Source organism: Serratia ureilytica, assembly GCF_013375155.1.
GTDB lineage: Bacteria > Pseudomonadota > Gammaproteobacteria > Enterobacterales > Enterobacteriaceae > Serratia > Serratia ureilytica.
On record NZ_JABXOF010000003.1, the window covers coordinates 114,691 to 134,861 of the forward strand.

Consider the following 20,171-nt stretch of genomic DNA (forward strand, 5'->3'; position numbering starts at 1 on the left):
CTGATGAACGATAACGCTCAACCGTTGCAGGTGGCGCTGATTGGTTACGGCTTTGTCGGCAAGGCGTTTCATGCGCCGCTGATTAACGCGGTGCCGGGTCTGGCGCTGAGCGTGGTGGCTTCGCGCGATGCCGCCAAAGTCCATGCCGATCTGCCACACGTGCGCGTGATCGCCGATCCGCTGGAGGCGATCCGCTTGCCGGAAGTGGACCTGGTGGTGATTGCTTCGCCGAACGCCACCCATGCGCCGCTGGCGCTGGCTGCGCTGGAAGCGGGCAAGCACGTGGTGGTGGATAAGCCGTTTACGCTGGATTTGGCGCAGGCGCGCACGCTGATTGCGGCGGCGGAGAAGCACGGCCGTCTGCTGTCGGTATTCCAGAATCGCCGCTGGGACAGCGATTTCCTGGGCGTGAAGCAGGTGATCGAGCAGGGACTGATCGGCAAGGTAACGCACTTTGAGTCGCACATCGATCGTTACCGCCCAGAAGTGCGGGTGCGCTGGCGCGAGCAGAATCTGCCGGGCAGCGGGCTGTGGTTCGATCTGGGGCCGCACATGGTCGATCAGGCGCTGCAGCTGTTCGGTTTGCCGCACAGCGTGCAGGCCAACATCGCCACGCTGCGCGCCAATGCGCAGATCAATGACTGGGCGCATGTGGTGCTGAACTACCCGACGCACCGCGTGATTTTGCATGGCAGCATGCTGGTGGCGGGCGGCGTGTCGCGCTTTACCGTGCACGGCGATAAAGGCAGCGTGGTCAAAGCGCGCGCCGACGGGCAGGAGAGCCAACTGCTGGCCGGCGTAACGCCGGGTTCGGCGGAGTGGGGTAAAGACGACGACGCGATGCGCCTGTTTATCGGCACGGAGCCGGTGCGTACGTTGCCGACGCCGGATGGCGATCAGCGCCAATATTACGTCCAGGTGCGTGACGCGCTGCGCGGCGCCGGCGCCAACCCGGTCACCGCATCGCAGGCGTTGGCGGTGATGGCGGTGCTGGAAGCGGCCACGCTGGCGGCGGAAACCGGCGTAACCCAAACGCTGCCGCTCACCGAGGCGGAGATCGCCGCCTGGTAACGCATCGCGCCAGATAAGGCGTCAGATGCATTGATACAGTGCATCGCATGCGTCTTCCGCCATCCCAACCCCTGACATAGGCTAACCCTCAGTCTATGTCAGGAGTGCTTATCATGTTATCCCATCCTTCGCCGCAGGGCGTCCGCGGCATACTGGCCGCACTTTCTCTGTGTATGCTGTTGTCATCGCTCGGCATCAGCATCGCCAACGTCGGGCTGCCGGCGCTCGCCACCGCATTCCATGCCTCGTTCCAGGCGGTGCAGTGGGTGCTGCTCTGCTATTTGTTGGCCGTCACCACCTGCATCATCGGCATCGGCCGCTTGGGCGACAGCCTCAATCGTCGCCGCCTGCTGCTGGCGGGCATCGCGCTGTTTACCGCCGCTTCGCTGGCTTGTGCGTTGGCTCCGCAGCTGTGGCTGCTGCTGGCGGCGCGCCTGGCGCAGGGGCTGGGGGGCGCAGTCATGATGTCAATCACCATGGCGCTGGCGGGCGAGGCGCTGGGCACGGAAAAGATCGGCCGCGCGATGGGGCTGCTCGGCACTATGTCGGCCGTGGGCACCGCGCTGGGGCCGTCGTTGGGCGGCGCGCTGATCGCCGGCTTCGGCTGGCGAACGATATTCCTGATCAACCTGCCGCTGGGGCTGCTGGCGCTGTGGCTCGCCTGGCGATACTTGCCGAATGGGGCGCGGGCGGCGACGCGCCCTGAACCGTTCGACCGCGCCGGCACGCTGCTGCTGGGCGGCGCATTGCTTTGCTACTCGCTGGCGATGACTCTGGGACGCGGTGATTTCGGCGCGCTTAACCTGGCGTTGATGTTGGGCGCTCTGTTGGCGGCAGGGGTGTTTATCCGCGTGGAGCGCCGCGCCGTGTCGCCGCTGTTGGCACCGACGATGTTCCGCCATCCGGCCCTGACGGCGGGGCTGGCGGCCAGCGCGTTGGTCATGACGGTGATGACCGCCACGCTGGTGGTCGGGCCGTTTTATCTGGCGCGCGCGCTGGGGTTAAGCGCCGCGCAGGTGGGGCTGGTGATGTCGGCAGGGCCGGCGGTGGCGATCCTGACCGGTATTCCGGCGGGTTATCTGGTGGATCGCTTTGGATCGCAACGCATCGCCCAGCTTGGGCTGGCGGCAGTGGCCGCCGGGGCGGGATTGCTGTCGCTGCTGGGCCGCTGGGGCGTACTCGGCTATGTCGCGCCGATCGCGCTGTTGACCGCCGGTTATGCGCTGTTTCAGGTGGCCAACAACACGGTGCTGATGAAGGATCTGTTTCCCGAACGACGCGGGTTGATCGCCGGCATGGTCAATCTGGCGCGCAATCTGGGGGCGATCACCGGCGCGTCGGCGATGGGGGCGCTGTTTTATCTGGCCTCGCAGCGGGTGGCGGGCGCCGCGGCGGCCGCGGCTTACGGCATGCGCGTCACCTACGGCGCGGCGGCGTTGCTGGCGTTGGCGGCATTGCTTATCGCCTTCGGCGGCCGCCGACTGGCGCTGCGTTATGACGCGCGCTGAACGGCGTAGCGTTCTTGCACGAAACCGTTGTCCGACTGGGTGACGGCGAGCAGACGCAGGCGCTGCTCAGGGGCATCGGCGCCGAACAAGGGAATGCCGCCGCCCAGCAGCAGCGGCACGCGCGTAATCGTCAATTCGTCGATCAACCCGGCCTGCAGGAAACGCTGCACGGTCTGGCCGCCGTCGATATACAGGTGACGGCAGCCGGCCTCGGCCAACCGCGCCACGACGCTGGCCGGTTCGCCGCTCATCCAGCGGACAGGCTCTGCGCCGTGCGGTGCGGATTGCGTCGACAGTACCACCACCGGCAGTTCTCCATAGGGCCATTCGGGAAAGGCGCGGACTTTTTCATAGGTATGGCGGCCCATCACCAGCGCGTCGATGTCGGCGATAAACGCTTCAAAACTCAGGCCATTGAGCAACGACACCGCGTACTCGGGCCGCAGCAGCCAATCGATGTCGCCGTCGGGGCCGGCAATGAATCCGTCTACGCTGGTGGCGATGTAAACCGAGCATTTCATCAGGCGAGATCTCCGCGGTAAACCACATGGACCTTGTTGCCGTCGGGATCGCGCAGGTAAGCGCCGAAATAGCCTTTGCCGTAGTGCGCGCGCTCGCCGGGTTCGCCTTCACTGCTGCCACCCGCCAGCAGGCCGGCGGCGTAGGCGCGTTTAACCGCCAGCTCGTCGGCGGCGAGAAAGGCCAACATGCTGCCGTTGCCGGCGCTGGCGGGCTGTCTGTCGAAGGGTTGGTAGGCATAAAACCGCGGCAGCGTTTGGCCCGGCATCACCCAGCAGCGGGCGGCGGGGCCGCCGTCCGGCGTCACTTCCCGCCGTTGTAAACCCAATGGCAACAAAATGGCGTCGTAGAACGCGGCGGCGGCGTCCAGATCGCTGACGCCGACGGTAATATGGCTGAACATGGCGCGTTTCCTTTCCCAAGAGAGAATAATGAACGGATAAAACAGTAGCAGCGATAGCGCAGGATGGACAGACCGCGGTGGAGGATTCGGATTAGGGACGCGCGCAGGGGGGCAAAGCGCGCTTCAAGGTTTGTGGGGCGGGCCGCCTCAATTGCTCTCGACGCGAGGATTGGCGTGGGTCGGCTGGCTGGGATAATCCACCTGATGCTTGTGCAGATAATCGCGTATCAGCTGGCGCACCACCTGGGAAGGGGTGACGTCCTGCTGCAGGCACAGCTCTTCCAGGGCTTTCTTTTTGTCCGGGTCAATCAGCACCGTTAGCCGCGCCGTTTTCTTTTCCATCAGGATCCTCCAGAGAATGATGACTGAATGATAATACCATGTGAGCGAAGCGGCCAGCCAGACAGCGCCGCCGCTCGTCTTTAGCGGAAATGCAGCCGCTCTATCTTGCGTGACAGGTAGCCGAGTTCGCAGTTGAACAGCTCGCCGCTGCCGGCGGCCAGCGTGCGCAGCGTGCTGAGCGGCAGCGACACCTGGGCCGGCGTAGCATAAATGATCACGTTGCCGCTGGGGGCGACGCAAAACAGCACGGTGGCGAATATCCGGTGCAGGCTGTGGTACAGCAAGCTGTTTTCGTCGGGCAGATCGTGGTAATTCAGCACCAGCCAGCCCCCGTCATTCAGCCGCGCGGCGCAGTTCTCGAGGAATGTCTGGGTGCCTTGCTGCGGATCCATGGCGAACGCCGAATAAAGATCGGAGAAAATCAGATCGTAACGCGTTTTGGCGGGCGGGCGCACGAAGTCCATGGCGTCGGCGGTGCGCAGGCTGATGGTGTCGGTGGCCGGCAGCGTAAAATAGCGGCGCGCGACGGCGATCACCGCGGCGCGCAGCTCAACGACCTCCAGGCGCATAGCCGGATCGAGCGCGTGCAGCGCACGCAGCAGGCTGCCGCCGCCTAACCCCAGGATCAACGCCGACGTCGGCGGCTGCCAGGCCACCGCCATCAGCATCGCTTTGATGTAGTTGTGGATCGGCTGTGCGGGGTTGCTGAGGCTCATCTTGCTTTGCTCGCAGATGCCGTCAAACCGCAGCGTGCGGTAGTCCTTGTGATCGGAAACGATGATTTCGCCCCAGGCGTCGGCTTCGCGAGCGATCACCTGGCCACGCGGGGAGAAATCGAGGGTTCTGAGTAAGCTGTCAACCAGAGACATGGTATTCGCAGGGCTCCTTTGGCAAGCGGCCTGTTTACTTACGGGCGCACATGAAATCGGCGGTGCAAATGCGCCGGCCATCGATGCTGGCACGGCCGGTGAAGCGGGCGATCGCGCCGCGCCGGCGTACAAAGGCGACCTCCATCAACACCTGGTCGCCGGGACGGGCGGCGCGATAAAACCGCGCCCGCTGAATGGAAGCGAAGTAGTAATGTTCCCCTTCGTTCAGCGCCCCGAGATAGTAATGCGCCAGCAGACCGGTGCTTTGCGCCAGCGCTTCCACCAACAGCACGCCAGGAAAACCGGCGAAGCGCGCATGGCCGCTCCAGAACGTCGGCTCATTGGCGGTGATGTTCTTGATGGCGCTCAGCCGCCCTTCGGCGATGCAGGTGCCGGCGGGCAGCACGCGATCGACCAACAGACAGGGATAGCGATGAGGCAGAATCGCCTGAATATCGTGGAATTGCAGGGGGTGACCATGTAATGGCATGGGGGAGCGTGATCCTGTCTGCGGCGAATCCGGCGCGATGGCCGGCGTTCGGTCCATAATGAGTGTAATGACATTATAATAAAATTATCATCAGATGTGCCAGATGAAAGACATGACGGCGGCGACGGTTGGGAAACAGCGAAGGAGGGGAAGACACCCGATCCTGACGATCGGGCGTGGCGGCGCGTTTAGTGCTTGGAGCGGGTCACTTTGTCCAAATAACCCATCACGAAGGCGGAGAGCACGAAGGTGAGGTGGATGATCACATACCACATCAGCTTGTTGTCTGGCACGTTCTTGGCGTCCATAAACACCCGCAGCAGATGGATGGACGAGATGGCGACGATAGACGCGGCGACTTTGTTTTTCAGCGAGGTGGCGTCCATTTTGCCCAGCCAGCTCAGCTTTTCTTTGCCTTCGGTGATATCCAACTGCGAGACGAAATTTTCGTACCCGGAGAACATCACCATCACCAGCAGCCCGCCGACCAGCGCCATGTCGACCAACGACAGCAGGGTCAGGATCAGATCGGCTTCAGCGACGGAGAAAATGTTGGGCAGGACGTGCAGGATCTCCTGAAAAAATTTGATAGACAGGGCGACCAGGGCCAGTGAAAGGCCGAAATAAACCGGCGCGAGCAGCCAGCGGGAGGCGTACATCGCGTTTTCTAGCAAGCGTTCCATCATAAAATTGTTTTGAATGCGTAGCAAAAAGGGCGCTCAGTATAGCGCAAGAGGCCTGGGTGAAATCAACCGCTTGCGCCAGTAGAGGGCGATATCAGGCCGCTACGCGCGCCGTTTTGCGCCCGCAGCGGATCCACAGCGCCACGGCCCCCGCCGCCGTCGCCAGCGCCACGACGCCCGGCCAGCCCGCGCTTGCCAGAATGCGGCTGCCGAGGGCGGCGCCGGTCGCCATGCCGATGAATACGCCGGTGAACAAGAGGGCGTTCAAGCGGCTGCGGGCCGCCGGATCAAGACCGTAGACGATGGTCTGGTGTGCGATCAGCGTCGCCTGGATGCCCAGATCGAATCCGACGGCGCTCAGCGCAATGAGAGCCAGCTGCGCCGGGAGCGGCAACAGCGGAAGCAGAAACATCAGGGCGAAGGCGGCCAGGACCAGTGCCGCGCCGATGCGGGTCACGGCGTCAGGGCCGTGCCGATCGGCCAGGCTTCCCGCCAACGGCGCCGCCAGCGCACCCGCCGCCCCTGCCAGACCAAACGCGCCGGCCGCCGCGCTGCCGATCTGGTAGCGCTCCGCCAGCATCAACGCCAGCGTTGACCAGAAAGCGCTGAAGCCCAATGACAGAAAGCCTTGCGCCAGCGTTGCACGCTGCAGCTCGGGATACGCGGCCCACAGATGCCCCAGCGAGCGCAGCAGCGCGGGGTAACTCAGCGCGTTATGGGGGCGAAGACGCGGCAACATGCGCCAGATAGCCAGCGTGATCGGCAAAACGCCCAGCGCCGCCAGCGCGTAAACGCTGCGCCAGCCGGCGAACTCGGCGAGCGCGCCGCTGAACACGCGCGACAGCAGAATACCGGCCAATAGCCCGGTCATCACCGCGCCGACGGTTTTGCCGCGGCTGGCCTCCGGCGCCAGCGTGGCGGCGGCGGGGATAATGTCCTGGGCGACGGTGGCGGTCAGGCCTATCGCCAGGCTGCTGAGCAACAACAGCGGGAATGAGGTGGCAAACGCGCAAAGCAGCAGCGTCAGCGTCAGCAGCGCGCCTTTGATCAGAATGATCCGCCGGCGATCGTACCGGTCGCCCAGCGGCGCCAACAGTAAAATGCCCAGCGCATAACCCAACTGGGTCAGCGTCGGCACCATGCCGGCATCGGCGACGCCGGCGTGGAAATCGGCGCCCATCATGCCGAGCATGGGCTGGCTGTAATAGATTGAAGCGACGCTGAGGCCGGCGCCGGCGGCCAGCAGAAACACGACGTTGGCGGACGGGGCGCCGTTGGTGGCGGTGGTGCTCATGGCAAAGATCCCTGCAAAGTGAATGTGCGGCCATTTTTACCGCTTGCTTCATTCCGCTGTAGCCCCCTCGCAGGTAAAACTGTTATACACTTAACGTATGAATAAAATTAATTTACCCAACGGCGACCGCATAACTTTGCTGCATACGCTGGTGCGCATCGTCGAAAGCGGCAGCCTGTCGGCGGCGGCGCAGCAGCTGGGCACCTCACAACCGACGATCAGTCGGCGTCTGCAGGCGTTGGAGCAGCTGCTGGGCGCCAAACTGATCCAGCGGACGACTCACGCCCTCAAACTGACCGACGACGGCGAGCGCTGTTACCGCCAGGCGCGGGGGCTGATCGAGCAATGGCAAAGCCTGGAAGAAGGGCTGGGCGGCGCGCGCGACGAACCGGTCGGGGTGTTGCGCGTGCGGGCGCCGCACGCTTTCGGCCAGGATCAGCTGATCGGTCCGTTGGGCGAGTACCTGCGGCGCTACCCGCAAACTTACGTTGAGTGGACGCTGAACGATCATTCTCCGGACTTTATTCCCGAAGGCGTGGATTGCGCCATTCACGTCGGTGCGGTGACCGATCCGTCGGTCGTGGCGGTATTGCTGGCGGAGGTGCCGCGCAGCACGGTAGCGTCGCCGGCGCTGCTGAAGAGCCGAGAACCGGTTCGCTGTCTTGACGATTTGGCGCGGTTGCCGTGGCTGGCGTTGAACAGTTTTTATCGCAATGAAGTGGTGCTGACCCATGTTGAGCGCGGCGAGCAGGGGCGGTTCGATATAACGCCGAGGTTGAGCACCGACAGCCTGTACGCGGTACGCAAGGCGGCGCTGGAGGGGCTGGGCGTCGCGATTGTCTCCTCCTGGCTGGTGCGGGACGATGTGGCCGACGGGGCGCTGCAAACCGTGTTGCCGGCCTGGCGCGCCGCGCCGCTGCCTATCTACCTGCTGTATCCCTACGCCAGCTATTACCCGGCTCGCCTGCGCAAGTTCATGGAAATGATGAAAGAAGTGATGCCGCGCATTCTCGGCGCGCGGCCGCCGGCGGCGGGCTGATGCCGTTCAGTGCCGGGCTTTTTTGCCGTCGCTGTGGCCGAGGGAACGCTCGGGAAAGCTGTGATCGCGCAGCCGCTGCTTTAACTGCGCCGCATCGGGGAAGCCGCCGTCAATTTTGCGATCCCAAATCATCACGCCATCGACGCTGATTTGATACACCCCGCCGGTGCCCGGCATCAGGGTGACGGAGGCGAGATCGTCGCCGAAGGTATTGAGCAGCTCTTGCGCCATCCAGCCGGCGCGCAGCAACCAATTGCATTGTGAACAGTAGTGAATCGTAACGGCGGGGGCATTTTTCATCGTTGATCGACCGGTTAGTGGTGACGGCTTGCAATCAGCCTGATGGCTCGCAAGCGATGGTGGCTGTGTATCGCCAAATAGTCAAGCGCCTGCGGAAGCCGCGAGGCGCGGATAACGATGACGGTCGCTATGGTTTGCTTTTGGCAAACCATTCGACCCCGCGCAACATGCCCGCCCAGTAAAATTTGGGTAAAAACCAGGCCTTCAGCCACCATGCCATACGGCTGGGATGCGTGTTGTCGAACAGAGGAAAGGTGGGGAGCAATTTACTGTCGTAACCAAACTCCGCCAGAACAACCTTGCCTTTCTCTACCGTCAATGGGCAGGAGCCATAACCATCATACCGTGCCGCATCAGGGGCGCCGTTAAGCTGCGCCGCGATGTTCTCTGCCACCACCACCACCTGTTTGCGAGCCGCCGCCAGGGTTTTGGCATTTGGCGTGGCACAACAGTCGCCAACCGCAAAAATCGTCTGCCACTGCTTATGCCGTAGGGTGAATTTATCCACGTCGCACCAACCTGACTCGTCAGACAACCCACTTTGCGAAATGAACGCCGGCGCAGATTGCGGCGGCACTACGTGCAGCATATCGAAGGGCAGTGTCACTTCGCGTTTGCCTTCTTCATCACCGTCCAGAGAAAAGGTCGCTTGCCGACGCTGCCCATCAACGCGAACTAAATTATGCCGGAAGTTGACCTGTGCGCGGTATTTTTTCAAGTAATCGGTCAGCGGAGGAACAAATTGCGGCACGCCGAATACCGCCGCGCCCGCCAGGCAAAAATTGACGTTAATATTATTAAGGACACCTTGTCGCCGCCAGTGATCGCATGAAAGGTATAAGGCTTTTTGCGGCGCGCCGGCGCATTTTATCGGAATTGGTGGTTGAGAAAATATCGCCTCGCCGCCTTGCATTTCACGAACCAGTTTCCAGGTGTATTCCGCAAGATCAAAACGATAATTAGAGGTGACGCCATTCATTCCCAACGTTTCTTCAAGACCCTCTATTTTATCCCAACGTAAAACGAGGCCGCAGGCAACAATAAGGAAGTCGTAGTTTATTTTCTGCCCTTGGCGGGTCTCGACATATTTTGGGCCGGGCTCCACTCTGACCACGCTATCCTGAATCCATGCGGTTCCTGGGGGGATGACGGCGCGCATGGAACGCCGCGTTTCATTGATATCAAAAAGCCCGCCGCCCACCAGGGTCCATGCCGGTTGATAATAATGACAGTCGCCAGGTTCAATTACCGTTATATCAATGCCTTTAACTCGCTTCCTTATGCTTGCCACGACGCTTATTCCAGATGAACCACCGCCAATAACAACAACTTTTTTCTGGGTGTTTATTTTTTCCGGTTTCATGCAGGCCTCCTTTCATAAGAAAGTAGGGGGTTAATGCCCAGATTAAAAGGGGATTCATAGAACTTATGGTTATATTGAAAATCACATATTCGATTTAGCTATATGTAATAGCTAAATATAATAAGTTATTTGACAATCAATGCGAACTGATCGTTAATAAATGCCACAAACACCGTTCAGGAATTAACGCATTGGATTTTTTCCATTTTACTTTTTATACCCTGATGTTATTGGTGATAACCGGAGGAATAGTCGGATTTCTCTTGGCCCTGACAGGCGGAGGCGGCTCCATCGTTTGTGTGCCGCTGCTGCTGTATATGGTGCAAATCCCGGATACGCATTTGGTGATAGGCACCAGCGCCATGGCCGTCGCCGTCAGCGCGCTGCTCAACCTTTTTGCGCACGCCGCCAAAGGAAACGTCCGGTGGCGAACCGGCATTGTCGTGTCACTGGTCGCGGTGGTCGGGACGCTGGCAGGTTCACAGATGGGAAAAATCACGGACGGGCGCTATCTAACCCTGCCTTTCGCTTTGCTGATGCTGATTGTCGCCGGATTAACGCTGAAAAAAAATCACCGGGCCGGCAACGGGTTGGCTTCCCCGGATGCAACCTTTCATCCCGCCATCGTGTGGCCCAGCGTGTTGGCGCTCGGCGCGGTGGCCGGCTTTCTGGGTATCGGCGGCGGATTTTTAGTGGTGCCGGCGCTGCTCTGGTTTTTCCGCTTTTCGCTGCTTGAAGCGGTGGCCACCTCGCTGGTGGTGGTTTCTGCCATGGGTTTATCGACGAGCGCAAGCTATGCCTTGTCCGGCAAGGTGTCGCTCGTCATCACGTGCTGGCTGATCGTCGGCGGTGTTCTGGGGGGCGTCGTGGGGGTTGCGCTCACCGAGCGCCTGAAGAAACGCGAGGACATTATCCGTGTGCTCTACGCCGCCATGCTCTTGGTGCTGGCCCTTTATATGCTTTTTAAAAGCTTATAAGACAGAAGGAAAAAATATGCGCATCCGTACATACCATCATCAGCTCTCCTTTTCGGGGGCGCCCGCAGCGAGTGATTTCGCTACCCTGCATCAACAAGGCTACCGGCTTATTGTCAACAACCGGCCAGATGAAGAACCGGGGGAGCATCTATCCCATCAGCAAGAGAAAACGCTGGCTGAAGGCATGGGCATAGACTACGTCTATCTTCCTTACACGTTCGACACGCTGACCTGGGAGACCGTTTATACCTTCCATTACCTGTTGCGGCGGGGCAAGAAGACCCTGGCGCACTGCCGGAGCGGGGCGCGCTCAGCCTGCCTTGCTCTGCTGCATGCGCTGCGCGAAGGGCGGATCGATGAAGCGCGATTCCGCAGCCAATGCGAAGAATATGGCGCGGATGCCGATAAGGCGCTCAGCTGGTATCGCCGGCATCAGTCCGTTCAGTCTCATGCGCAAGTGCACGCATTTTATGAGCCGGAAAGCGGCAGCCTGCAGTATGTCGTCGCCGATCCCGAGGCGCGTCGCTGCGCCATCATCGACCCGGTACTGGATTTTGACCGCCGATCGGGCACGGTATCGCATCAGCAGGCGCACACCATTTTGAGCTTTATCCGGCAGCAAGGATGGGGCGTGGCCTGGGTGCTGGATACGCACCCGCATGCCGACCATTTTTCTGCCGCAACCTGGCTGGCGCAGAAAACCGGCGCCCTCAGCGGTATAGGCGAAAAAATCACCGCCGTGCAGGGGCTGTGGCAAGACATCTATAATTTGAAGGAACTGCCTCCCGCCGAGACCGTGTGGGATGCGCTGTTTGCGGATGGGGACGTCTTTTTTATCGGCAACCTGCGCGCTGAAGTCTTGCTGTCTCCTGGCCACACCCTGGCTTCCGTCACGTATCACATTGCCGATGCGGCGTTTATTCACGATACGTTTTTCATGCCTGACAGCGGCACCGCAAGGGCCGATTTCCCCGGCGGAAATGCGGAAGCCCTGTGGGATTCGTTGCAGCGGATCTTGAGCCTGCCAGCGGATACCCGCCTGTTTACCGGCCACGATTATCGCCCGGCGGGGCGTGAGGCCCGCTGGGAAAGCACCGTGCGAGAGCAGCGCGAGAACAACCCCTGGGTGGCCAACATGGATAAAGCCCAATTTATCGCGCAAAGAAAGCAGCGAGACGCCACGTTGCCGCATCCGGAATTGATGCTGATGGCGCTGCAGGTCAACATTCGCGGCGGCGTTCTGCCTGATTGCGAAGATGATGGGCGGCACTACCTCAAAATCCCTGTTAATCGCTTCAAGGGGTAAATCAAGCCAGAGAGGCGCGATTGTTCACGGCTGTCAATCTCAAGGCGATCGCGCCGTCTGTTAATGGTTTTTTATGAAATAATCAGACTGATTCATATTTAATTATTTGTTTTTACACAAAACACGCGGCGCTTGCCCTCGCCGAATACAGTCACTACATTAACAACTGTACTTCCCACACTGCTAAGGAAAACACCATGAAAGCTGCCGTAGTGACGAAAAACCATACCGTAGACATTCAGGATAAAGTGCTGCGCCCGCTGAAGCACGGCGAAGCGGCGTTGAAAATGGAGTGTTGCGGGGTGTGCCACACCGATTTGCACGTGAAAAACGGCGATTTCGGCGAGGTGCCGGGCATTACGTTGGGGCATGAGGGCATCGGCGTGGTCTCCGCCGTCGGTGAGGGCGTCACCTCGTTAAAAGTGGGTGACCGCGCCAGCGTCGCCTGGTTTTACCAGGGTTGCGGCCACTGCGAATACTGCGTCAGCGGCAACGAGACCCTGTGCCGCTCGGTGAAAAACGCCGGCTACAGCGTTGACGGCGGCATGGCGGAAGAGTGCATCGTGGTGGCGGACTACGCGGTGAAAGTGCCGGACGGGCTCGATTCTTTCGCCGCCAGCAGCATCACCTGCGCCGGCGTCACCACCTACAAGGCGGTGAAGATTTCCGATATCAAGCCGGGGCAGTGGATCGCCATCTATGGCCTGGGCGGGCTGGGCAACCTGGCGTTGCAGTACGCCAAGAACGTGTTTAACGCCAAAGTGATCGCCATCGACGTCAATGATGGCCAGCTGGAGTTCGCCAAACAGATCGGCGCCGATCTGACTATCAACTCCAAAACGCAAAACGCGGAGGAGATCATTCAGCAGCAAACCGGCGGCGCTCACGCGGCGGTGGTGACGGCGGTGGCGAAAGCCGCCTTCAACTCGGCGGTCAATGCGGTGCGCGCCGGCGGTAAAGTGGTGGCCGTGGGGCTGCCGCCGGAGAGTATGGATCTGAGCATTCCGCGCCTGGTGCTGGACGGCATTCAGGTGGTGGGTTCGCTGGTGGGCACGCGCGAAGATCTGAAAGAGGCGTTCCAGTTCGCCGCCGAAGGCAAAGTGACGCCGAAAGTGACCAAACGGCCATTGGGCGATATCAACGCCATCTTCGAGGAGATGAAGGCGGGCACCATTCGCGGTCGCATGGTGATCGATCTCGGCATGGCGAAGTAGGCCACGCGAAAAAAGAAGGCCACCTGCGGGTGGCCTTCTTGTTATCTCATTACGCCGGCTTCAGAACAGGCCCAGCGGTTTGGCGTCGTAGCTGACCAGCAGGTTTTTCACCTGCTGATAGTGCGACAGCGCCGCCTTGTGGGTCTCGCGCCCGATGCCGGAGTTTTTGTAGCCGCCGAACGCGGCGTGCGCCGGGTACAGGTGGTAGCAGTTGGTCCATACGCGGCCGGCCTTGATCGCACGTCCCATGCGGTAGGCGCGGTTGATGTCGCGGGTCCACAGCCCGGCGCCCAGCCCGAACTCGGTGTCGTTGGCCAGCGCCAGGGCTTCGGCCTCATCCTTGAAGGTGGTGACGCCAATCACCGGCCCGAAGATCTCCTCGCGGAAGAAACGCATGCTGTTGTCGCCGGTGATCAGCGTCGGCTGCAGGTAGAAACCGTTTTGCACTTCGTCGCCGCGCTGAGCGGGCTCGCCGCCCGCAACGATTTTGCCGCCCTCGTTTTTAGCGATGTCGATGTAGGACAGGATCTTGTCGTACTGCTGTTTTGACGCCTGGGCGCCGATCATGGTCTCGGTGTCGAAGGGATCGCCCTGGCGGATGGTGGCGATACGCGCCAGCACTTTCTCCATGAACTGCGGGTAGATGGACTCCTGGATCAGCGCGCGTGAAGGGCAGGTGCAAACCTCTCCCTGGTTGAAAAAGCCCAGCACCAGCCCCTCAACCGCCTTGTCGATAAACGCCGGCTCCGCCTGCATGATGTCTTCAAAATAAATGTTCGGCGATTTGCCGCCCAGCTCGACGGTGCTGGGGATGATGTTCTCCGCCGCACAGGCGAGAATGTGGCGGCCGACCGGCGTGGAGCCGGTGAAGGCGATTTTTTCGATGCGTTTGCTGCGCGCCAGCGCTTCGCCGGCCTCGGCGCCGAAACCTTGCACCACGTTGAGCACCCCCGGCGGCAGCAGATCGCCGATCTCTTCCATCAGCACGCTGATGCCGAGCGGCGTCTGTTCCGCCGGTTTCAGCACCACGCAGTTACCGCCCGCCAGCGCCGGCGCCAGTTTCCAGGCGGCCATCAGCAGCGGGAAGTTCCACGGGATAATCTGGCCGACCACGCCCAGCGGTTCATAGATATGGTAGGCCACGGTATTTTGGTCGATCTCCGCCGCGGTGCCTTCCTGCGCGCGCAGGCAGCCGGCGAAGTAGCGGAAATGGTCGACCGCCAGCGGCAGATCGGCATTCAGGGTTTCGCGGATCGGTTTGCCGTTGTCCCAGGTTTCGGTCAGCGCCAGCATCTCCAGCCGCGACTCGATGCGATCGGCGATGGCCAACAGCACATTGGCGCGTTCCTGCACGCTGGTTTTACCCCAGGCGTCCGCCGCCGCATGCGCCGCGTCAAGCGCCAGCTCGATGTCTTTGGCGTCGGAACGCGGGAATTCGGCGATCGGCTGGCCGGTCACCGGCGAGGTGTTGGTGAAGTAGTTGCCGGATACCGGTTCGACAAATTTGCCGCCAATGTAGTTGCCATAGCGTTGACGGAACGAAACCAGCGAGCCAGGCAAACCGGGGTGAACATATTTCATGTGAAGCACCTCTCTGCAGATGATAACCGGCGCTATTGCGCTGCGCCTGTGAGTGCGGCCTGTCGCCGCAGCACAGAGAAGCACGCCCCGTGCCAGATTAGCGACGGACGTAGCGTTATTTAAAAAATGGCTATTTATTAAAACGTTAAGCACTGATGTGGGTAAGCCAATCGAGCGGTGCCGCTGCCGCCGATGATTTTTTGTGTTCCGTGTCGCAACGCCTGATACACATCCATGATACATATTTGCAACACTTGCAGCCGGGGGAGAAACGCATGTTGCCTGACGATCGCTTGCTCACTGAGAGCGCCAGTTTGCTGACCCACCCGCTGGCGGAATCCTGGCAGCGCAGCCGCAGTTACGGCCTGACGCGCGCCGATCAACATATCCCGTTTATCAAAGCCGGTCTGCTCGAAGAACTGCGCAGCCGCAACGACTGGGTGCCGCAACGGGTACAGCCGCTGATCGAACAGTTGGGCGCGCAAATTACGCGTCAACCGGCCATCGTGGTGATCGCCGACGCCGACGGGCTGGTGTTGGAAACCCGTGGCAATCACGATTTTCTGCACAAGGCGTCGCGCTTTGCGCTGGCGCCGGGCAACCAGTGGGGAGAAGCGGAGCGGGGCACTAACGCCATCGGCACTGCGCTGGCGCTGGGCGCTTTCTGCGAAGTGCGCGGCGATCAGCATTTTCTCAACCAAAACGCCGGATTGAACTGCACCGCCGCGCCGATCTACCGGCCGGATGGCCATATTGCCGGCATACTGGATCTCTCTGCCCCGGCCCAGCGCCCGTATCCTGATGCGCAGCGTCTGATCATGCAGGCGGTGCGCCATATCGAACACCGCTGGGTCAGAAGCGCGATCGCCGATCGTCACTGGACGCTGCGCCTGCACGCCGACGCTGGGCGCCTGGGCAGCGCGCAGGAACTGCTGCTGGTGTTTCACGACGAAGTGCTGATCGCCGCCAATCGGCTGGCGATGGTCGAGTTCCAACTCTCGCCGGCCGCATTCGGCTCGCTTGAATTCGCTCAGCTGTTCCCCGATCTGTTGCGGCAACCCTCCGGCGCGCCGCGCCAGACGCTGGCCGGCAATCAACGGCACTATTATTCGCTGCTCGAGGCGCCCCAACGCCGCGTTAGCGCTCTGCGTTCGACGCCGCCGGCGGAACGGCACGACGAGCAGCATCAGAAAGCGTTGCGTATTCTCAACGCCGGCCTTTCTCTGTGCGTGACCGGCGAAACCGGCTGCGGCAAGGAGCACTTCAGCCGCCGCCTGTTTCAGGAAAGTCGCTGGCGCAACGGCAACTTTGTGGCGATCAACTGCGCGGCGCTGCCGGAACCGCTGATCGAGTCCGAACTGTTCGGCTATGCGCCGGGGGCGTTTACCGGTGCCAACCCCAAAGGCTATATCGGCAAGATCCGCGAGGCGGACGGCGGCGTGCTGTTCCTCGATGAAATCGGCGACATGCCGGCGGGCCTTCAAACGCGCCTGCTGCGGGTGTTGCAGGAGAAAACGGTCACGCCGCTCGGCAGCCGCAGCGCCTATGCGGTCGATTTCGCGCTGGTTTGCGCGACGCACCACGATCTGCATCGGCAGGTGCAAACGGGGGCGTTTCGCGAAGATTTATTGTATCGCATACAGGAATACAGCCTGCGCATCCCGCCGCTCAGAGAGCGGGCGCAATTGGAGGCGTTCATTCTGCAGCTGTGGCGGGAGCTGGGCGGCGAACGGCGCGACATTCGCCTGTTGCCGGAGGCGCTGGCGATGCTGGCGCGCTATCCGTGGCCCGGCAACGTGCGGCAATTGTTAAGTACGCTCAAGGTGCTGCTGGCGCTGGCGGACGATCGCGCGGTGATCACCCTGGACGATCTGCCGCAGTCGATCGCGGTACTGTCGCCGCGCCAGGTATGCGCCGACGCCGGCGGCGAGGATCTGCAGGCGGCGATCGACAGGGCGGGCGGCAATCTCAGCCGGGCGGCGAAGGCGCTCGGCGTTTCGCGCAGCACGCTGTACCGCAAGCTGGGGAGGCGAAGAGCGGCAGAGGAATGACGCTTATCGATTGACGGGCGATAAGGCCCCGCTGCGCGGGGCCTGTTTGTTGCTCTCTCAATCCCCCAGTCCCGGCGGGTTAATCTCGGAGTGGGCAATCTTCTCGTCGCTCTCCGCCCAGCGATCCAACACCTGCAGATAACTGCCGTTGGCGATGGCGCTGTTGAGCGAAGCCTGCACCGCGTCCACCAGGCCGTTGCCTTTCTTCAGCGTGACGGCGATGTTGGCGGTCTTCGGCCAGCCGCCGGGCACGATGCCCACCAGCCGGGTTTTACCGGTCAGCCGCGCCTGATAAGCGCCGGAGACGTTGGGCCCGAAGGTGGCGTCGGCGCGGCCGGACTGAATGGCCAGCGTGGAGGCGGCCTTATCGGTGACGTACACCGGCTGCAGCGGCGCTAATCCCTTGGCGCGGTTCTCCTTGTCCCAGGCCAGCAGTACCGCTTCCTGATTGGTGCCGGAATCGACGATGATCTTTTTACCGGCGATATCCGGCGCCGTTTTGATCTGGGTGATTTTACTGTCGGACTTGACGTAGAAGCCCAGCGTATCCTGCCGATAGGTGGCGAAATCGAATTTGGTTTTGCGTTCGTTGGTCACTGTGATGTTGTAAACCGCGGCGTCATATTTGCCGGAGGCCACCCCCAGCGGCCAGTCTTCCCACGACGTGGGCACCAGCCTGAGTTTCAGCCCCAAACCGTCGGCCACCAGGCGCGCGATGTCCGCCTCGCTGCCGATCACCGTTTTATTGTCGCGGGCGTACAGGCCGAACGGCGGGCCGCTGCCCAGCAGGGAAATGGCCACCGTCAGCGTGCCGGGTTCCACGAACCGGAAGCCGGCGGGGATTTTGGCCACGGCTTCGGCGCTCTTCACCGTGTGGATCGGCGTTTCGTTGGCGACGAGATCCACGCCCGGTGCGGCGGCGGCGGAAAAACTCAGCAGCGCCGCAATCACTATCATCTTTTTGCTATATATCATTATGTTAATTACCTTCATTATTATGGATGTCACACGGTCGTTGCACTATCTCTAAAGGCTGCAGATCTGTGAACGAACAAAATCAACTAACCAATCTTGGAAAAATCATGAGGCGCCTCTGGCGGCGCTGAATCGATCGAGGATGAACCATGCCGTCGCGTTTCGCTACGTTGGGCCGCATACCGCGCGGCGTGTGGGTATTGGGTGGCGTGAGCCTGCTGATGGACGTTTCCTCGGAAATGATCCATAGCCTGTTGCCGCTGTTTATGGCGACGACGCTCGGCGCCAGCGTGATTGTCATCGGTCTGATCGAAGGGCTGGCGGAGGCGACGGCGTTGATCGTCAAGGTGTTCTCCGGCGTGCTCAGCGATTACCTCGGCAAACGTAAAGGGCTGGCGCTGCTGGGCTACGGGTTGGGCGCCATCAGCAAACCGTTTTTCGCCATCGCGTCGTCGTCCGGCATGGTGATGAGCGCGCGCCTGCTGGATCGCGTGGGCAAAGGCATTCGCGGGGCGCCGCGTGATGCCCTGGTGGCCGACGTGACGCCGCCGGAAATTCGCGGCGCGGCTTTCGGGCTGCGCCAGTCGCTGGATACCGTCGGCGCCTTTTTAGGGCCGCTGCTGGCCGTCGGTCTGATGCTGCTGTGGCACAACGATTTTCGCGCCATCTTCTGGGTGGCGGCGATCCCGGCGGCGCTGGCGATTGCGCTGCTGTTTTTCGGCCTGAAAGAGCCGGCCGCCACGATAACCCACAAGCGCACCAACCCGATCACTCGCGCCAACCTGCGGCTGCTGGGGCGCAGCTATTGGTGGGTGGTGAGCATCGGCGCGATCTTCACGCTGGCGCGCTTCAGTGAAGCGTTCCTGGTGTTGAAGGCGCAGCAGGGCGGCACGCCGCTGGCGCTGATCCCGCTGGTGATGGTCGCCATGAATCTGGTCTACGCCTGCTCGGCCTATCCGTTCGGAAAACTGTCCGACCGCATGAGCCATGAAGGATTGCTGAAAGCCGGGTTGCTGGTGCTGATCGCCGCTGATCTGGTATTGGCGCTGAGCGATCATTGGGGCGGGGTGCTTTTTGGCGTCGCGCTGTGGGGCGTGCACATGGGCATGACCCAGGGGCTACTGGCGGCGATGGTGGCACATACCGCGCCGGCGCACCTGCGCGGCACCGCGTTCGGCATGTTCAATCTGATCAGCGGCGTGGCGCTGCTGCTGGCGAGTCTCGGGGCCGGAACCCTGTGGGAGCTGTTCGGTTCCGCCTCCACCTTCTACGCCGGGGCGCTCATCTGCGTGGTGACGCTTATCGGCATGAAGCTGGCGCCGTTCGGCGAACGGCGGCCGTGAAAGCGGCGGCGCTCAACGCCGCCGCGCGGTTTACGCCGGATGGGCGTCATTCTCGTTGCCGCCAATCGCCAGGTAATCCGTGTAGATTTGTGGCGCGCCGGAGAACGACGCCAGTGTTTTCCACTCGTCGTACATGCGTTCGGTGTCCTGATGCTCGGCCACGAACCTGAGCGCTTGCTCGGTTGAGACATCGAGCTCCGGATGGAACGCGTTGAGCGACGCCAGACTTTCAATGATCAGCATCACCGCGTATTGGTCCAGCCGATTGCCGCTCTGGCCCTTCAGCAGGTGAAACTTCCAGCCCGGGTAGTCTTCCACGCGGTGGATGTTGTCGGTAATGAACCGTTCAAACCGCTCGGGTGAGACGCCCGCTTTAAGCGCCAGGTTATGAATGCCGATGACACGCTGAATGCTTTCCTTCCCTGGTTCGCTGCGGTAATTGGGGCCGGGCGGCAATGAACTGCGGCTATTCTCGGCCACCAGACGGTAACAGGTGTAAAGGGTCGGCAGTTCGGCGAAGGTCGCGAAGGTTTTCCACTCCTCAATCAGCGCGGCGGCCTCCGGACGCTGCCGCCAAAAGGCGTGCGCCTCGTCGGTCAGCTCGCCGTTGCCGTCGATATAGCGCGCGTAGGTGGCGGCGTCTTTAGCCTGATAAACCATCAGGTACTGATTTTCACGCTCGCCGCGCAGGCCGCGCAGCAGCGTCCATCGCCAGCCGGGATAGGCCGGGATGGCGACGCCTTTACGGCGAACGAACGCTTCGAAACGATCTGAGGCGACGCCCCGTTTCAGGTTGATTCCCACGTAGTGCAGGGAGAAAACCGGCGTGGTTGATGCATGCAT

Annotated in this window: 20 protein-coding genes; 8 read left to right on the plus strand and 12 right to left on the minus strand. The window is 61.5% G+C overall.

Annotation, left to right across the window (positions count from 1 at the left end; genetic code table 11):
* The first annotated feature begins 3 nt into the window (after window positions 1-3).
* Window positions 4-1,071, plus strand: coding sequence for an oxidoreductase (locus HWW83_RS07125; protein WP_069100340.1), 1,068 nt, complete (start codon window positions 4-6; stop codon window positions 1,069-1,071).
* A 113-nt stretch (window positions 1,072-1,184) separates the two neighbouring features.
* Entirely contained in the window at window positions 1,185-2,579 is a 1,395-nt protein-coding gene (locus HWW83_RS07130) for an MFS transporter (RefSeq protein ID WP_069100341.1), read from the plus strand.
* On the opposite strand, the gene HWW83_RS07135 is transcribed toward HWW83_RS07130, so the two are convergent.
* The 7 genes from HWW83_RS07135 to HWW83_RS07165 all read right to left on the minus strand — a co-directional run bounded on the left by HWW83_RS07135 (window position 2,564) and on the right by HWW83_RS07165 (window position 7,179).
* Window positions 2,564-3,100, minus strand: a complete 537-nt coding sequence (locus HWW83_RS07135) for a dihydrofolate reductase family protein (RefSeq protein WP_169539571.1) — start codon at window positions 3,098-3,100, stop codon at window positions 2,564-2,566. The two genes, HWW83_RS07130 and HWW83_RS07135, sit on opposite strands and share 16 nt — an antisense overlap.
* Window positions 3,100-3,501 (minus strand): VOC family protein, encoded by a 402-nt coding sequence (locus HWW83_RS07140; RefSeq protein WP_015377846.1) that lies wholly within the window; start codon window positions 3,499-3,501, stop codon window positions 3,100-3,102. Before HWW83_RS07140 ends, HWW83_RS07135 begins: the two co-directional genes overlap by 1 nt.
* 147 nt (window positions 3,502-3,648) lie before the next feature.
* Window positions 3,649-3,843 (minus strand): ribbon-helix-helix protein, encoded by a 195-nt coding sequence (locus HWW83_RS07145; RefSeq protein WP_004928567.1) that lies wholly within the window; start codon window positions 3,841-3,843, stop codon window positions 3,649-3,651.
* An 80-nt stretch (window positions 3,844-3,923) separates the two neighbouring features.
* Complete coding sequence (locus HWW83_RS07150; protein WP_176589163.1) at window positions 3,924-4,712, minus strand: spermidine synthase; 789 nt, start codon at window positions 4,710-4,712, stop codon at window positions 3,924-3,926.
* 34 nt (window positions 4,713-4,746) lie between these two features.
* Window positions 4,747-5,202, minus strand: a complete 456-nt coding sequence (fabZ, locus tag HWW83_RS07155) for a 3-hydroxyacyl-ACP dehydratase FabZ (protein ID WP_033643035.1) — start codon at window positions 5,200-5,202, stop codon at window positions 4,747-4,749.
* Between the two features lie 188 nt (window positions 5,203-5,390).
* On the minus strand, window positions 5,391-5,885 hold the full coding sequence (locus HWW83_RS07160) for a TIGR00645 family protein (protein WP_025302805.1): 495 nt from the start codon (window positions 5,883-5,885) through the stop codon (window positions 5,391-5,393).
* A 94-nt stretch (window positions 5,886-5,979) separates the two neighbouring features.
* Window positions 5,980-7,179 carry an MFS transporter gene (locus HWW83_RS07165; RefSeq protein WP_176589164.1) on the minus strand — a complete coding sequence of 400 codons (1,200 nt, stop codon included), beginning with the start codon at window positions 7,177-7,179 and terminating at the stop codon, window positions 5,980-5,982.
* A 97-nt stretch (window positions 7,180-7,276) separates the two neighbouring features.
* Here HWW83_RS07165 and HWW83_RS07170 point away from each other — a divergent pair, with 97 nt between their 5' ends.
* Entirely contained in the window at window positions 7,277-8,218 is a 942-nt protein-coding gene (locus tag HWW83_RS07170) for a LysR family transcriptional regulator (protein WP_033650428.1), read from the plus strand.
* A 6-nt stretch (window positions 8,219-8,224) separates the two neighbouring features.
* Here HWW83_RS07170 and HWW83_RS07175 read toward each other — a convergent pair whose 3' ends face one another.
* Together HWW83_RS07175 and HWW83_RS07180 are read right to left on the minus strand one after the other, a co-directional pair.
* Window positions 8,225-8,518, minus strand: a complete 294-nt coding sequence (locus HWW83_RS07175) for an Rdx family protein (protein WP_025159743.1) — start codon at window positions 8,516-8,518, stop codon at window positions 8,225-8,227.
* A 127-nt stretch (window positions 8,519-8,645) separates the two neighbouring features.
* Window positions 8,646-9,881 (minus strand): NAD(P)/FAD-dependent oxidoreductase, encoded by a 1,236-nt coding sequence (locus tag HWW83_RS07180; RefSeq protein ID WP_033643039.1) that lies wholly within the window; start codon window positions 9,879-9,881, stop codon window positions 8,646-8,648.
* Between the two features lie 191 nt (window positions 9,882-10,072).
* Here HWW83_RS07180 and HWW83_RS07185 point away from each other — a divergent pair, with 191 nt between their 5' ends.
* The 3 genes from HWW83_RS07185 (at window position 10,073) to adhP (ending at window position 13,378) form a co-directional block, all read left to right on the plus strand.
* Window positions 10,073-10,858: a sulfite exporter TauE/SafE family protein gene (locus HWW83_RS07185; RefSeq protein WP_083223808.1), complete on the plus strand. Its 786-nt coding sequence runs from the start codon at window positions 10,073-10,075 to the stop codon at window positions 10,856-10,858.
* A 16-nt stretch (window positions 10,859-10,874) separates the two neighbouring features.
* Window positions 10,875-12,164 carry a bifunctional sulfur transferase/dioxygenase Blh gene (gene blh / locus HWW83_RS07190; RefSeq protein ID WP_033643041.1) on the plus strand — a complete coding sequence of 430 codons (1,290 nt, stop codon included), beginning with the start codon at window positions 10,875-10,877 and terminating at the stop codon, window positions 12,162-12,164.
* Window positions 12,165-12,361: 197 nt separating this feature from the next.
* Window positions 12,362-13,378, plus strand: coding sequence for an alcohol dehydrogenase AdhP (gene adhP, locus HWW83_RS07195; RefSeq protein WP_033643042.1), 1,017 nt, complete (start codon window positions 12,362-12,364; stop codon window positions 13,376-13,378).
* Window positions 13,379-13,438: 60 nt separating this feature from the next.
* On the opposite strand, the gene exaC is transcribed toward adhP, so the two are convergent.
* Complete coding sequence (gene exaC / locus HWW83_RS07200) at window positions 13,439-14,959, minus strand: acetaldehyde dehydrogenase ExaC (protein WP_033643043.1); 1,521 nt, start codon at window positions 14,957-14,959, stop codon at window positions 13,439-13,441.
* Window positions 14,960-15,234: 275 nt separating this feature from the next.
* Between exaC and HWW83_RS07205 the strand changes: the two genes are divergently transcribed.
* Window positions 15,235-17,010 carry a sigma-54-dependent Fis family transcriptional regulator gene (locus tag HWW83_RS07205; RefSeq protein WP_176589165.1) on the plus strand — a complete coding sequence of 592 codons (1,776 nt, stop codon included), beginning with the start codon at window positions 15,235-15,237 and terminating at the stop codon, window positions 17,008-17,010.
* Window positions 17,011-17,067: 57 nt separating this feature from the next.
* On the opposite strand, the gene HWW83_RS07210 is transcribed toward HWW83_RS07205, so the two are convergent.
* Entirely contained in the window at window positions 17,068-17,985 is a 918-nt protein-coding gene (locus tag HWW83_RS07210; protein ID WP_089191740.1) for an ABC transporter substrate-binding protein, read from the minus strand.
* A gap of 149 nt (window positions 17,986-18,134) precedes the next feature.
* Between HWW83_RS07210 and HWW83_RS07215 the strand changes: the two genes are divergently transcribed.
* On the plus strand, window positions 18,135-19,328 hold the full coding sequence (locus HWW83_RS07215; protein ID WP_103101450.1) for an MFS transporter: 1,194 nt from the start codon (window positions 18,135-18,137) through the stop codon (window positions 19,326-19,328).
* A 30-nt stretch (window positions 19,329-19,358) separates the two neighbouring features.
* On the opposite strand, the gene HWW83_RS07220 is transcribed toward HWW83_RS07215, so the two are convergent.
* Window positions 19,359-20,171 carry a hypothetical protein gene (locus tag HWW83_RS07220; protein ID WP_069100349.1) on the minus strand — a complete coding sequence of 271 codons (813 nt, stop codon included), beginning with the start codon at window positions 20,169-20,171 and terminating at the stop codon, window positions 19,359-19,361.